Origin of the sequence: Actinomadura fulvescens, from assembly GCF_039533225.1 — a bacterium.
Classification (GTDB): Bacteria; Actinomycetota; Actinomycetes; order Streptosporangiales; family Streptosporangiaceae; genus Spirillospora; species Spirillospora fulvescens.
In genome coordinates, this window is record NZ_BAAATD010000010.1 from 176,709 (window position 1) to 191,149 (window position 14,441).

Here is a 14,441-nt window from a genome sequence, read left to right on the forward strand (position 1 = left end):
TCCTCCGAGGGTGCGGGTGATCTGTCGAACGTGCTCCACTCTGCTGAACGCGGGCCGCCACAACGAGCGAGCAGGCTCCCGAATCCAGGGTGTAGCCAGATACACCCCCGCGAAGCGGGCGGAGGTGAACAATGTGGACCGCCCTACATGATCACTCCCCATCAGAGGAGCATGATGCGCTGCGCAGACCCGGCGCGGCGGTGACGCGGGAGGCGTGAGGCATGAGGCATGAGCGGGCCGGTCCTGGTTCCGGTGAACCAGGGCCGGCCCGCTCGTCGTCTCAGCGGCCTCGGTTGAGCTGCCGCGTGGGCATCTGCCGGGCGTTGCGGCGCGCCGTCGCGCCTCGGGTGAAGGCCGCGGCCGACCTGGGATCGAAGTTGCGCTGCGGCTTCTTCTTGTTTTTGTCCTTCTTGCCGTTCTCGCTCAGGTTCTTGGCGGCGAGAATAGTGGCGAGGTCCTGATTTTGGGCACGCATAAGACAAACCTCCGAGCACGCTTGTGAATGGTCGCCGAAAAAGGGTCATGGCGAACCGGTGAATGGACGGGGTGTGCTCGCCGGGCGTTCAGCGCGAGGTCGCGTCCCATGCGGGCACGATGGGGCACCAACGAGGAACGGCGAAGATCACGGGCTGACGGGCCGGGAGCGATGCGTTGGGAGCGGGCCGCGCGAGGCGGCGACTGTGCTCAACCGTGAGGATCAGGACTCCATGCGGGAGACTTTATAAACGAGTCCCCGGCCCGTCAACCCCTTTCTTCGCCAGATTTCGTGCCCATGCGAAAGGCCGCCGCCCGCAGCCCCGGGCGGCGGCCTTTCGGCGTATTCACTTGGCCAGCGACAGGCCCTTGGCCGGGGTGACGGTAAGGGCGTCGGCGGCCTCGTCGAGATCCACGACCACCCGGTCGCCGTCGCGGACCTCGCCCGCCAGCAGCTCCCGGGCGAGCTCGTCGCCGATCGCGGTCTGCACGAGCCGGCGCAGCGGGCGCGCCCCGTACAGCGGGTCGTAGCCGGTCAGCGCCAGCCACTCGCGGGCCGCGTCGGTGACCTCCAGTCCGAGCTGCCGGTCGGCCAGGCGCGCGGCCAGGCGGTCGACCTGCAGGTCGACGATCCGGGTCAGATCGTCGGTGGTCAGCGCGTCGAACAGGATCACGTCGTCGAGCCGGTTGAGGAACTCCGGCTTGAACGAGCTCCGCACCGCGTTCATCACGGCGTCGCGCTTGGCCCCGTTCTGCAAGGTCGGATCGACCAGGAACTGGGAGCCGATGTTGGACGTCAGGATCAGGATCGTGTTGCGGAAGTCGACCGTGCGGCCCTGCCCGTCGGTGAGCCGCCCGTCGTCCAGCACCTGGAGCAGGATGTCGAAGACCTCGGGATGGGCCTTCTCCACCTCGTCCAGCAGGACCGCCGAGTAAGGACGGCGCCGGACGGCCTCGGTGAGCTGGCCGCCCTCCTCGTAGCCGACGTAGCCGGGAGGCGCGCCGACCAGACGGGCCACCGAGTGCTTCTCGGAGTACTCGCTCATGTCGATGCGCGTGATGGCCCGTTCGTCGTCGAAGAGGAACTCCGCCAGGGCCTTGGCCAGCTCGGTCTTGCCGACGCCGGTCGGGCCGAGGAACAGGAACGAGCCGGTGGGCCGGTCCGGGTCGGAGATGCCCGCGCGGGCGCGGCGCACCGCGTCCGAGACGGCCTTCACGGCGGCGCGCTGCCCGATGAGGCGCCTGCCGAGCTCGTCCTCCATGCGGAGCAGCTTGGCGGTCTCGCCCTCCAGCAGGCGCCCGGCCGGGATGCCGGTCCAGGAGGCGACCACGTCGGCGATGTCGTCGGGGCCGACCTCCTCCTTGACCATCGCGTCGGTGGTGTCGCTCTCGGCCTGCTCGGAGGCCTCGGCGAGCTGCTTCTCCAGGGCCGGGATCTCCCCGTACGTCAGGCGCGCGGAGGTCTCCAGGTCGCCGTCGCGCTGGGCGCGCTCGGCCTCGCCGCGCAGCTGGTCGATGCGCTCCTTGATCTCACCGACCCGGTTGAGCCCGGCCTTCTCGTGCTCCCACCGGGCGTTGAGCGCGTTGAGCTGCTCCTGCCGGTCGGCGAGGTCCTTGCGGAGCCGCTCCAGGCGCTGCTTGGACGCCTCGTCGGTCTCCTTGGCGAGCGTCAGCTCCTCCATCGTGAGCCGGTCCACCGCGCGCTGCAGCTCGTCGATCTCCACCGGCCGCGAGTCGATCTCCATGCGGAGCCGGGACGCCGACTCGTCCACGAGGTCGATCGCCTTGTCGGGCAGGAACCGCGCGGTGATGTAGCGGTCGGACAGGGTCGCGGCGGCGACGAGCGCGGCGTCGGAGATCTGTACCTTGTGGTGCGCCTCGTACCGGCCCTTGAGCCCGCGCAGGATCGCGATCGTGTCCTCGACCGACGGCTCGCCGACGAAGACCTGCTGGAAGCGGCGCTCCAGCGCCGGGTCCTTCTCGATCCGCTCGCGGTACTCGTCGAGCGTGGTCGCGCCGATCATGCGCAGCTCGCCGCGCGCCAGCATCGGCTTGAGCATGTTGCCGGCGTCCATCGCGCCCTCGGCCGCGCCCGCGCCGACGACCGTGTGCAGCTCGTCGATGAACGTGACGACCTGGCCCTCGCTCTCCTTGATCTCGGTGAGCACGGCCTTGAGGCGTTCCTCGAACTCGCCGCGGTACTTGGCGCCCGCGACCATCGAGCCCAGGTCGAGTGAGATCAGCCGCTTGTTGCGCAGCGACTCGGGCACGTCACCCGCGACGATGCGCTGGGCGAGGCCCTCCACGACGGCGGTCTTGCCGACGCCGGGCTCGCCGATGAGGACCGGGTTGTTCTTCGTGCGGCGCGAGAGCACCTGCACGACGCGGCGGATCTCGGTGTCGCGGCCGATGACCGGGTCGAGCTTGCCCTCACGGGCCGCCGAGGTCAGGTCGACGCCGTACTTCTCCAGCGCCTTGTAGGTGTCTTCCGGGCTCTCGCTCGTCACCTTGGCGCTGCCGCGCACGTCCTTGAACGCGTCGAGCAGCGCCTGCGGGGTCGCGCCGAACTCCTTGAGCAGCTCGGCCGTCGGCCCGCCGTCGGTGGCCAGGCCGACCAGCAGGTGCTCGGTCGAGACGTACTCGTCCTCAAGCTCTTCGGCGCGGTGCTGCGCGGTGTTGATGACGCGCTGCAGCTGGCCCGACAGCCGCGGCTCGGGAACGGTGGAGCCCGAGGCCTTGGGCAGCTGCTCCAGCTGCTCGTCCACCCGGCGGCGCACCGCCTGCGGGTCGGCGCCGACCGTCTTCAGCAGGGGCACCGTCGTGCCCTCCGGAACCGTCAGCAGCGCCGCGAGCAGGTGCAGGGGCTCGACCTGCGGATTGCCCTCGCCCGCGGCCTGGCGGAGCGCCACGGTCAGCGCCTCGCGGCTCTTGAGTGTCAGCCTGTTTTCCATCGTTCGCCCCGTGTGGTCAGTCAGAGTGGCGTTCGTGCCAGATCACGACGCCCGTGTGGCGGATCGGCACGAGGTCGGTGCCCGGTGACTCGGTGACGTCGCCGCGCCGGCGCTGCTGCGCCAGCCGCGCCGCCACGGCCCGGGTCGATTCGAGCTCGTTGGCGAGCTCTTCGAGTGCCGCGTGCGCCTTGGCCAGCTCCTCGCGGAGATGGATGTTGTCGCGCTGCAGTTCGAGGATGTGCTTGATGCCGGAGAGATTGATGCCCTCCTCCTGGGAGAGCCGCTGGATCTCCCGCAACTGCACGATGTCGCGCATGGAGTAGCGGCGGCCGCGGCCCGCGGTGCGGCCGGGGCAGACCAGGCCGAGCCGGTCGTAGGTCCGCAGCGTCTGCGGATGGAGGCCGGACAGTTGCGCCGCCACCGAGATCACATAGACCGGGGTGTCGTCGCCGAACGGGTCCATGATCACTCCTCTCGGGCCTGCTGGAGCAGCTCGCCGCGCAGGTCGTCGCCGTCACCGGCGGCGCGCATCCGCTCCAGCGCCTCGCGGGTCGTGTCGTCGAGCTTCTGCGGCACCTGCACGTCGATCGTGACGAGCAGGTCGCCCTTGGTGCCGTCGCGGCGCGGGGCGCCGCGGCCCTTCACGCGGAGCGTGCGGCCGTTGGGCGTGCCCTCCGGCAGGCGCAGCGTCACCGGCTGGCCCTGGAACGTGGGGACCTTGATCTCGGCGCCCAGCGCGGCCTCGGGGAAGGTCACCGGGACCGTCAGGGTCAGGTTGTCGCCGCTGCGGCCGAACGCCCGGTGCGGCAGCACCTTGATGTTCACGTAGAGGTCGCCGGCCGGGCCGCCGTTCTCGCCGGGCGCGCCCTTGCCCTTCAGGCGGATCTTCTGCCCGTCGGCGACGCCCGCCGGGATGCGGGCCTGGATCGTCCGGGTACCGGTCGCGCGGCCGCTGCCGTGGCACGTGGTGCACGGGTCGTCGACGACGAGCCCGCGGCCCCGGCACTCGCGGCACGGCTCCTGGAAGCCGAAGCTGCCCAGATTGCGCGTCTCGTGCCCGGTGCCCTCACAGTTGGGGCACACCCGGGGCACGGTCCCGGCCTTGGCTCCGGTGCCGCGGCAGGTCGGGCACGCGGCCTCGCTGGTCAGCTTGATGGGTACGGTGACGCCGTTCATCGAACGGCCGAACGACAGCGTCACCTCGGTCTCGACGTCCGCGCCGCGCCGGGCGCGCCGTGCTCCGGTCGTCCGGCCGCCGGTCGCGCCGCCGCGGTTGAACAGGCCGCCGAAGATGTCGCCTATGCGCTCGCCGGCACCACCCGCGCCGGAGGTCCCGGTCTGGCCGAACAGGTCGCCCAGGTCGAAGCCGAACCCGCCGCCCTGCTGGCCGCGGAAGCCGCCGGGCATGGCCCGCATGGCGTCGTACTCCTTGCGGCGCTTCTCGTCGGAGAGGACGTCGTAGGCCTCGGAGACCTCCTTGAACCTCTCCTCGGAGTCGACGTCGCCCTTGTTGGCGTCCGGGTGGTACTTGCGCGCCAGCTTGCGATAGGACTTCTTGATCTCGTCCTGCGAGGCGGACTTCGAGACACCGAGGACCTTGTAGTAGTCCTTCTCCAGGTAGTCCTTGGTGCTCACGGCGCCCCGCTTTCTGCTAGTGCCACTGCGTCTTCGTCTACTGCGTCTTCGCCCGCGGCGTCTTCGTCATTCACTGCTTCTGGGTCGTTCCCGGCCCGGGTGGTTCCATAGCGGGACCACCCGGACCGGTGGGTCACTCGCCTTCGCCGCCGCTCTCGGCGTCGCCGGCGTCCGGCTCGGGCTCGGCCACCGCGACACGGGCGGGCCGCAGGACCCGCTCGCCGATGCGGTAACCGGGCTGGAGCACGTCCGCCACGCTCGTCTCGGTCACGTCGGACGAGTACGCGTGCATGAGCGCCTCGTGCACCATCGGGTCGAAGGGCTCGCCCTTCTCACCGAAACGTTCCAGTCCGAGCTTGCCGGTCACGGCCTCCAGCGCCTCGCCCACCGACTTGAAGCCGCCGGTGAGCTCGTCGTGGTCACGTGCCCGGCCGATGTCGTCGAGCACCGGGAGGAACTCGTTCAGCACGTTGGCGAGGGCCTGCTCGCGCACGGCCACCCGGTCACGCTCGACCCGCTTGCGGTAGTTGTCGTATTCCGCCTTGAGCCGCTTGAGGTCGGCGGTGCGCTCGTCGAGCTGCGTCTTGAGGGCTTCGGTCTCCTCGCCGGCCGCGGTGCTCCCCGACGCCGCGGCGCCCCCGGCCCCCGGCGCTCCGGGGGCCGGCTGCTCCGCCGGCTCCCGGACCTTGCCGGTCTCGGGGTCGATGCGCCGCTTGTCGCGGATCACCGGGCCCTCGCGCTCCTCGCCCTCGACGGGAGGGTTCGTCACGCGGCACCGCCCTTCGGCTTGTCGTCGTCCACGATCTCGGCGTCGACGACCTCGTCGTCCTGCGCCTGCTCACCGCCCTGGGCGTCGGCGGTCGGACCGGCGTCGTCACCGGCGGCCGCGGCGCCCTCGGGGTTCTGCGCGTACATCGCGGCGCCCATCTTCTGGCTCACCTGGGCCAGCTTCTCGGCGCTGGTGCGGATCGCGTCGACGTCGGTGCCCTCAAGGTTCTTCTTGACCTCGGCGACCGCGTCCCCGACCTCCTTCTTGAGGTCGCCCGGGACCTTCTCGTCGTTCTCGCGCAGGAACTTCTCGGTCGAGTAGGCGAGGGTGTCGGCCTGGTTGCGGACCTCGGCCTCCTCCTTGCGCTTGCGGTCCTCCTCGGCGTACTCCTCGGCCTCGCGCATCATCTTCTCGATGTCGTCCTTGGGCAGCGCGGAGCCGCCCGTGATGACCATCGACTGCTCGCGGCCGGTGCCCTGGTCCTTCGCGCTGACGTTGACGATGCCGTTGGCGTCGATGTCGAAGGTGACCTCGATCTGCGGCACGCCGCGCGGCGCCGGCGGCAGGCCGGTCAGCTGGAAGGTGCCGAGCTTCTTGTTGTACGCGGCGATCTCGCGCTCGCCCTGGAAGACCTGGATCTCCACGGACGGCTGGTTGTCGTCGGCGGTGGTGAACGTCTCCGAGCGCTTGGTCGGGATCGTGGTGTTCCGCTCGATGATCTTGGTGAAGATGCCGCCCTTGGTCTCGATGCCCAGCGACAGCGGGGTCACGTCCAGCAGGAGGACGTCCTTGACCTCGCCCTTGAGCACGCCCGCCTGGAGGCTGGCGCCGATGGCGACGACCTCGTCGGGGTTGACGCCCTTGTTGGGCTCCTTGCCGCCGGTCAGCTCCTTGACGAGCTCGGAGACGGCGGGCATGCGGGTCGAGCCGCCGACCAGGACGACCTGGTGGATGCCGTCGACCGTGATGCCGGCGTCCTTGAGCACGTTGTGGAACGGCGCCTTGGTGCGCTCGAGCAGGTCGGCGGTCAGCCGCTGGAACTCGGCGCGGGAGAGCTTCTCGTCCAGGTGCAGCGGACCCTCGGACGACGCCGTGATGTAGGGCAGGTTGATCTGCGTCTCGGTCGAGCTGGACAGCTCGATCTTGGCCTTCTCCGCGGCCTCGCGCAGCCGCTGGAGCGCCATCTTGTCCTTGCCGAGGTCCACGCCGTTGGCGTTCTTGAACTTCTCGACCAGCCAGTCGACGACCTTCTGGTCCCAGTCGTCGCCGCCGAGGTGGTTGTCACCGCTGGTGGCCTTGACCTCGACCACGCCGTCGCCCACCTCCAGGAGGGAGACGTCGAAGGTGCCGCCACCGAGGTCGAAGACGAGGATCGTGGCCTCGTTCTCCTTCTCCAGGTGGTAGGCCAGCGCCGCGGACGTCGGCTCGTTGATGATGCGCAGGACGTTGAGGCCCGCGATCTGGCCGGCCTCCTTGGTGGCCTGGCGCTGGTGGTCGGAGAAGTACGCCGGGACGGTGATGACCGCGTCGGTGACGGTCTCACCGAGGTAGGACTCGGCGTCCCTCTTCAGCTTCTGCAGCACGAACGCGCTGATCTGCTGCGGCGTGAAGTCCTTCCCGTCGATGGTGGTCTTCCAGTCCGTGCCCATCTCGCGCTTGACCGACCGGATGGTGCGGTCAACGTTGGTCACGGCCTGGCGCTTGGCCACCTCGCCTACCAGGACCTCACCGTTCTTGGCGAAGGCGACGACGGACGGCGTGGTCCGCGACCCCTCCGCGTTGGCGATGACGGTGGGCTCGCCACCCTCAAGGATCGCGACGACCGAGTTGGTCGTCCCGAGGTCGATGCCGACCGCACGTGCCATGTCTCTCGTCCTCCGTCGTGATGCTGCTTCGTCGGTGTCTGGTTGCTCTGTGTTCGCTGTGCGACCCGGCCGCCGTCGCCCCCGGAGGGCGGCCGACTGAGTCTCTGTTTCGCAAGGTTGCCTGGTACGGATCACGTTGTCAAATGACTTGAGTCGACCAGACTCAACTTTGCTGCTGCCCTCGTCAACAGGACGAGTGAGCCGGGTATTCCCGTTCCCGCCGGGCGCCATCCCGGGGTCGTTTTCCTCATCCAGGACGACCTCCCGCCCCGGCGTCTCCCCCTCAGGCAGGAGCCGCCACCGCGCCTGTAAGAAGGCCCTCCGTCCCGGGACTCCTTTCTGATCGACCTTGATCGCCGGGAAAGCGCGACGGCGCTTCGGGTGATCAAGGGCGGACGATCACAAGGAGGTCTGGGTGAGACGAACAGGGCGAGTCGCGGTCTGCGCGATGCTGGTGGGCGGCGGCATGGCCGTGCTACCGGCCGGCGCCGCGCAGGCGGAGCCGAGGCCACTACCGGCCGGGGCACTACCGGCGGGGAGATCATGGACGGTCACCCTGCTCACGGGTGACGTGGTGAAGGTACGGACGGTCAAGGGGCGCCCGCCACTGGTGTCCGTCCAGCCGGGCAAGGGACGGGCCAACAGGCTGTTCCACCAGTCGTTCCGTCCGGACGGGCGGGTCATCGTGACGCCGGCGGACGTGGCGTCGCAGGTGGGACGGGTCCTCGACCCGGCGCTGTTCGACGTGACGACCCTGATCCGGCAGGGGTACGACGACGCGCGCACCAGGGAACTGCCGCTGATCGTGGCCGGCGCCCCGGGGGTGCGGGCGCTCGGCGCACGGGAGGACCAGCGCCTGTCCAGCATCGGGGCCGTCGCGGTCCGGCAGCCCAAGGGGCAGGGGACACGGCTGGCGTCGGCCCTGTCGGCGCGTTCCGGCGGCGTCCGGCACATCTGGCTCGACCAGAAGGTGCGGGCCACGGCGGCGCCGGGCACTCCAAAGCTCAGCCCAGCGGCGTCCAGGGCGCCCAGGCTCGACCGCAACCTGAGCCAGGTCGGGGCGCCCAGGGCGTGGAAGGCGGGATTCACCGGCAGCGGCGTCAAGGTCGCCGTGCTCGACACCGGAGTGGACGCCACCCATCCCGATCTCGCCGGACGTGTGGCCGAGTCCAAGAACTTCAGCAAGGCCGCCGACGTCGTGGACCGCAACGGGCACGGCACGCACGTCGCCGCCACCGTCGCGGGCACCGGCAAGGCCTCGGGCGGCGAACGCAGGGGCGTGGCGCCCGGAGCCTCCCTGATGATCGGCAAGGTGCTGGACGACGAGGGCGAGGGCGAGCTCTCCGACCTCATCGCCGGAGCGGAATGGGCCGCGCCGCGATCCAGGGTCGTCAACCTCAGCCTCGGCGGATGGGAGCAGTCGGACGGCACCGACCCCCTCTCCCAGGCGATCGACAAGCTGACGGCGGCACACGGGTCGTTGTTCGTCGCCGCGGCGGGCAACAGCGGCGGGCTGGCGGACATCTCCACGCCCGCCGCGGCAGGCTCGGCGCTCACCGTCGGCGCGGTCGACGGCAAGGACACGCTGGCCGAGTTTTCCTCGCGGGGGCCGCGTCCCGGCAGGGCCGCGATGAAACCGGAGATCGTCGCGCCGGGAGTGGACGTCGTCGCGGCGCGGGCCAAGGGCACGACGATGGGCGAGCCGGTGGACGCCCGCTACACGGCCGCGTCCGGGACGTCGATGGCCACGCCCCATGTCGCGGGCGCGGCGGCCCTGCTGGCACAGCGGCACCCGGACTGGAACGCGGCGCGGCTCAAGGCCGCGCTGACCGGCTCGGCGGACCCGGCCAAGGGCGGCGACGCGTTCGAGCGCGGCGCGGGACGCCTGAACGCGGGCGCCGCCGTCACCGCGCCGGTCGTGTCGTCGACCGGGGTGATCGATCTCGGCTCCGTCGAGGGGACCCGCGCGGTCGAGCTGAGCTGGACCGGGCGCAAGGCCACCGACCTCGCGCTTTCGGCCAAGCTGATCCGGCGCCGGGGCGGGGTCGTGAACGGCGCGCTGAAGCTCTCGGCGCCGACGGTAAAGGTGCCCGCGAACGGCACGGCCACGGTCGGCCTGAAGATCGACGCCGCCAGGCTGAAGAGCAAGCCGGGCCTGTACGTGGCTGAGGTGACGGCCAAGGGCGGGCCCCGGACGTTCGTCACGTTCACCGTGGAGCCGCCCGGCCACACGCTGACGATCAAGGCGACACCGCTGCCGGGCACCCCGGACGGCGCGTTCTCGGCCAGCCCCAACATCACGAACCTGACGGACGTGACGTCGCCGGTCCCAGAGGTGGAGATCGGCGCCGACGGCACCGGGACGGTACGGCTGCCGCGCGGGCGCTACAGCGTGATGGGCCAGGTCGTCGACGGCACCGAGGGGAAGCTGCGGGCCGCCCTGGTGGGAGACCCGGACGTCATGCTCGACCGCGACCTGACCGTCACGTTCGACGGCGCCGCGGCCAAGGAGATCAAGGGAAGCGTCCAGGGCCGGGACACCAAGACCACCATGTCCTACGGATTCTGGTCCCAGGGGAACGGCCAGGCTCTCTGGGGAGGCGGCTGGTTCACGTTCGAGGGCGACAACGAGACCGTCTACGCCCAGCCCACCGAGAAGGTGAGCACCGGCACGTTCAACGCCTATGTCGGGTTCCGGCTGGCCGCGCCGGGCAACGTCTGGGATCTCCAGGAGCGGCTCGGCGACCGCTTCCCCGCCGACCCCTCGTTCGTCGTCACGCCCGCCGTCCAGTCGAGGATGGCGCGCCTCGACCAGCGGTTCGCCGCGATCGATGGCGACACCACCAAGCCGGTGGGAGAGAAGCGGTACGGCATCACCCCGGAGGGCTTCATGATCCACGACGCCGCGAGTGACGCGCCCGCAGGGACCACCCGCACCGACTACATGTCGGCCGGGCGCGGCCTCCTGTGGAACGACGAGGCATTCCCCGGCGCGATGGACGGCTGGGTGGACCAGGAGCCGTTCTACGAGCGCGCGCCCGGCAGCCGGGAAACCAAGACGTGGGGCCGCCAGCCGATGCGCCCCGGCCCGTACTCGGCGACCGCCGTCTCGCCGAGCTTCTGCTCACCGCCGCCGTCGGTCAGGTCGCGCGAGGTCATGACCGTCTACCTCGTCGACCTGCAGACCCGCCCGGACGGCTTCGACTGCGGCCTGCTGGACGAGCCTGACCCGATCAAGCGGACGATGACCCTGTACGCGGGGAACCGCAAGGTCGGAGAGGCGAGCGCCCAGGGCGCCCGGTTCCCGGTCCCGAGGGCGGCCACCACGTACCGCCTCCGCTATGACAACGACGCGTCCGCCAAGCTGCCGGTCTCCACGCGTACGTCCACGACCTGGACGTTCAAGTCCGCCGGCCCGTCCGGCACCGGCACCGTACGGCTCCCGCTCCTGACCGTCGACTACGACCTCGGCCTCGACCTGCGCAACCAGCCGGTGGGCAGGCCCGCCGTCTTCACGGTCGCGCGCGTCAAGGGCGGCGGCACGGCGAAGGTCACCGGCCTGAAGTTCTGGACGTCGGCCGACGACGGCAGGACGTGGACGCCCGTCACCGTCAAGGCCCTCGGCGGCGGCCGGTTCTCGGCGCCGCTCCCGGCCCCGGCGAAGGGCCAGTCGATCTCGCTCCGCGTCGCCGCCCGCGACGCGGGGGGCAGCGCCGTCGACCAGCGGATCATCAAGACCTACAACATACGCTGACCCTCCGGAGCGAAAGGGATCGGTGTTCGCGGCGGAGTAAGGAGTGACAGCCGGACACATGATCCCGGAGGGTTCCCCATGACCTACCCCGTGGATGCGCCGCCCGACGACGACCGGACATCGGAGTCAGGGGCGGCGCATCACGCGCATCACGCGCACAACGCGGACGAAATACCGAACGCTGAGGACGCGCGGCTCATCGCCGCGTCGCTCCGCGACCCCGAGTGTTTCACCGCCGTCTACGACCGTCATTACACGATCATCTATCGCTACGTCGCGGGCCGCCTCGGGCCGCAGGCCGCGGACGACATCGCGGCCGAGGCCTTCCTGGTCGCGTTCCGGCGGCGCCGGAGCTTCGACGCGGGCAAGGGCACGCTGCGGTCCTGGCTCTTCGGCATCGCGACCAAGCTGGTGTCCCAGCACCGCCGCGCTGAGACGCGCCGCTTCCAGGCCCTCGCCCGGGTCGGGTCGGACCCCGCGATCGGCAGCCACGAGGAACGGGTCGTCACGTGGGTGACCGCTGAGGGCCTCCAGCCGCAGCTCGCCCGGGCGCTCGCCGCCCTGTCGGCGAAGGAGCGCGATGTCGTGCTCCTCGTGGCGCTGGGCGACCTCGGCCATGACGAGATCGCGACCGCGCTCGGCATCCCGTACGGCACGGTCGGCTCCCGCCTCAACCGCGCGCGCCGCAAGCTGCGCGCCGCCCTCGAACTGGAAGGTCTGTAGCGATGGACGACATGCGGATGATCAGCACGCTGCTCGACGAGCGGCCGTCCGAGCGGTCGGTCGAGGAAGGGCGCGCCCGGCTGGAGCGGGAGATCACGTCACCGAGGCCCCGGTTCTCGATGCCGCGCTGGAGGATCGCGGTCCCGGTGCTGGCCACGGGCACGGTCGCCGCGGTGACCGCGATCGCGGTCGGGATGTCCTCCGGCACCACCCCGCGAGCGCCCGACGGCTCCGACGGTTCCGACGGCTCCGTCTCGGCGGCGCCGATGTCGGCCCGTACGGTGCTGCTCTCGGCGGCGTCGAAGGTCGAGAGGGCATCGCTCGCCCATGGGAAGTACTGGCACGTGGTGACGCAGGAGCGCTTCCTCATGACGTCAGGGAAGAGCCAGTACGACACGAGCTCGCAAACGGGATGGTGGGACGCCGGTCCCGGACGCGAGGCCTGGTACGCCGAACGCGGCCTGGGCACCCGCTACCTCGGTCGCGCGCCGCACGGCGGTCCCGTGATCACCCAGGAGAGCGGCAAGCCGCGGCCCGAACGCACCACCGACAGCGGCCCGACCGGCTGGACGAAGGTCAAGGTGCCGGGCGGCCATGCGTTCCGGCTCCAGGAGTGGGGCGCCCTCACGCCGCCGGACGTGCGGAGGCTCCCGGGAGACCCGCAGGCGCTCAAGGCCTTCCTGGCGCGGGCGCTCAAGCGGCTGGAGAAGGCCGAGGGCGGCAGGGTCGACCCGGTGGAGTGGCTCTTCAGCAACGCGCAGAAGATCGGCACCACGCCCGCGTCGCCGAAGGCGATCGGCGCGACCTACCGGCTGCTCGCCACCGACCCCGGGCTCCGCGTCGTCGGCCAGGTCACCGACCCGCTCGGCCGGAAGGGCACCGCCATCGCCCGCCAGGTCGTCAAGGGCGGCCAGTACGAGGAGTGGCTGGTGCTCGACCCGGCGACCGGGCGGGTGCTCGCGCACCAGGACGTCCGCAAGCCCGCGACCGTGACCGGCTACCACGCGATCGTCTCGTACGGCTGGACGGACACGGTCCCGGACTACCCGCTCGGCAAGATCGGCTAGCGCGGCGCCGGTCTGAAACAGGCCGTCGCTGCTAGCGCGGGACCAGGGCGTCGATGCCCGTCAGCGCCCGGCCGATGATGAGCTTCTGCATCTGGCTGGTGCCCTCGTAGAGGGTGAGCACGCGGGCGTCGCGCACGTACTTCCCGACCGGGGTCTCGTCGGTGTAGCCGTAGCCGCCGAAGACCTGGAGCGCGTTGTTGGACACCTTCACCGCCGTCTCGCTGGCGTGGTACTTCGCCATCGAGGCGGCGGTCGCCAGCTCCTGGCGCGCCGCCCCGCGGTCGGCCATCGACGCGGCCCGCCACGTGAGCAGCCGCGCGGCCTCGACCTCCACGGCCGAGTCGGCGAGCAGTTCCTGGACGAGCTGGAACGCGGCGATCGGCCGGCCGAACTGCTCGCGTTCGCCCGCGTACTTCACGGCGGCGTTCAACGCTCCCTGAGCGAGGCCGGTGGCGCCCGCCGCGACCGAGATGCGGCCCTTGGTGAGCGCGCCGAGCGCGATGCCGAGCCCCTTCCCGACCTCGCCGAGTCGCGCCGAGTCCGGCACGCGGACGTCGTCGAGGACGAGCTCGGCGGTGGCCTGGCCGCGCAGTCCGAGCTTGCCGTGGATGGTGTTGGCGGTGAAACCGGGAGCGTCGGCCGGCACCAGGAACGCGGTGATCCCACGACCTCCGTCATCGCTCGTCCGGGCGAAGACCAGCGCGACCTTCGCCCACGTGCCGTTGGTGATGAACATCTTCTGACCGCTGATCAGCCAGTCGCCGCCGTCCCTGCGCGCCCGGCTGATCAGCGATCCGGCGTCCGAACCGGTGCCCGGCTCGGTCAGCGCGAAGCACCCGAGCGCCTCGCCGCTCGTCAGCGGCGGCAGCCACCGGCGCTTCTGCTCCTCGGTGCCGTACGCGGCGATCGACTTGGCCACCAGCCCCAGCGACACCGACACGATGCCGCGTACCGACGAGTCACCCCGGCCGAGCTCCTCGATCACCGTCGTGTAGCCCACCATGTCGCACTCGACGCCGCCGTACTCCTCCGGGATCCCGAGGGCGAGGAAGCCGAGCTCGCCCAGGCGCCGCACGATGCCGAGATCGACCTCCTCGCGCCGATCCCATTCGCGCACGTTGGGCATGATCTCCGCGTCCACGAACTCCGCCGCCATCGTGCGGAAGGCGGTCTGGGTCTCGTTGAGTTCCAAGTCCATGTCGT

The 14,441-nt window shown here is 70.9% G+C and carries 10 protein-coding genes; 3 read left to right on the forward strand and 7 right to left on the reverse strand.

Going from position 1 to position 14,441, the window contains the following annotated elements:
• Positions 1–280 precede the first annotated feature (280 nt).
• The 6 genes from ABD333_RS32680 to dnaK form a co-directional block, all read right to left on the reverse strand.
• The gene (locus ABD333_RS32680) at positions 281–475 is read right to left on the reverse strand and encodes a hypothetical protein (RefSeq protein ID WP_344546397.1); all 195 of its coding nucleotides are present in this window, start codon (positions 473–475) and stop codon (positions 281–283) included.
• Between the two features lie 346 nt (positions 476–821).
• The gene (gene clpB, locus ABD333_RS32685; RefSeq protein ID WP_344546398.1) at positions 822–3,425 is read right to left on the reverse strand and encodes an ATP-dependent chaperone ClpB; all 2,604 of its coding nucleotides are present in this window, start codon (positions 3,423–3,425) and stop codon (positions 822–824) included.
• A 16-nt stretch (positions 3,426–3,441) separates the two neighbouring features.
• The gene (locus ABD333_RS32690) at positions 3,442–3,888 is read right to left on the reverse strand and encodes a heat shock protein transcriptional repressor HspR (protein ID WP_344546399.1); all 447 of its coding nucleotides are present in this window, start codon (positions 3,886–3,888) and stop codon (positions 3,442–3,444) included.
• Positions 3,889–3,890: 2 nt separating this feature from the next.
• A complete protein-coding gene (gene dnaJ / locus ABD333_RS32695) occupies positions 3,891–5,060 on the reverse strand; it encodes a molecular chaperone DnaJ (protein WP_344546400.1) in 1,170 nt (389 codons plus the stop codon).
• Positions 5,061–5,193: 133 nt separating this feature from the next.
• On the reverse strand, positions 5,194–5,829 hold the full coding sequence (grpE, locus tag ABD333_RS32700; RefSeq protein WP_344546401.1) for a nucleotide exchange factor GrpE: 636 nt from the start codon (positions 5,827–5,829) through the stop codon (positions 5,194–5,196).
• The gene (gene dnaK, locus ABD333_RS32705) at positions 5,826–7,694 is read right to left on the reverse strand and encodes a molecular chaperone DnaK (protein WP_344546402.1); all 1,869 of its coding nucleotides are present in this window, start codon (positions 7,692–7,694) and stop codon (positions 5,826–5,828) included. The genes grpE and dnaK overlap by 4 nt, the downstream gene beginning before the upstream one ends.
• Positions 7,695–8,109: 415 nt before the next feature.
• Between dnaK and ABD333_RS32710 the strand changes: the two genes are divergently transcribed.
• From ABD333_RS32710 to ABD333_RS32720, 3 genes are all read left to right on the forward strand, one after another.
• Complete coding sequence (locus ABD333_RS32710; protein WP_344546403.1) at positions 8,110–11,448, forward strand: S8 family peptidase; 3,339 nt, start codon at positions 8,110–8,112, stop codon at positions 11,446–11,448.
• Between the two features lie 78 nt (positions 11,449–11,526).
• Positions 11,527–12,171 (forward strand): RNA polymerase sigma factor, encoded by a 645-nt coding sequence (locus ABD333_RS32715; RefSeq protein ID WP_344546404.1) that lies wholly within the window; start codon positions 11,527–11,529, stop codon positions 12,169–12,171.
• Between the two features lie 2 nt (positions 12,172–12,173).
• The gene (locus tag ABD333_RS32720; protein WP_344546405.1) at positions 12,174–13,238 is read left to right on the forward strand and encodes a CU044_5270 family protein; all 1,065 of its coding nucleotides are present in this window, start codon (positions 12,174–12,176) and stop codon (positions 13,236–13,238) included.
• Positions 13,239–13,269: 31 nt separating this feature from the next.
• Here the strand turns inward: ABD333_RS32720 and ABD333_RS32725 are convergent, their stop codons facing one another.
• Positions 13,270–14,436, reverse strand: coding sequence for an acyl-CoA dehydrogenase family protein (locus ABD333_RS32725; protein WP_344546406.1), 1,167 nt, complete (start codon positions 14,434–14,436; stop codon positions 13,270–13,272).
• Between the last annotated feature and the right edge of the window lie 5 nt (positions 14,437–14,441).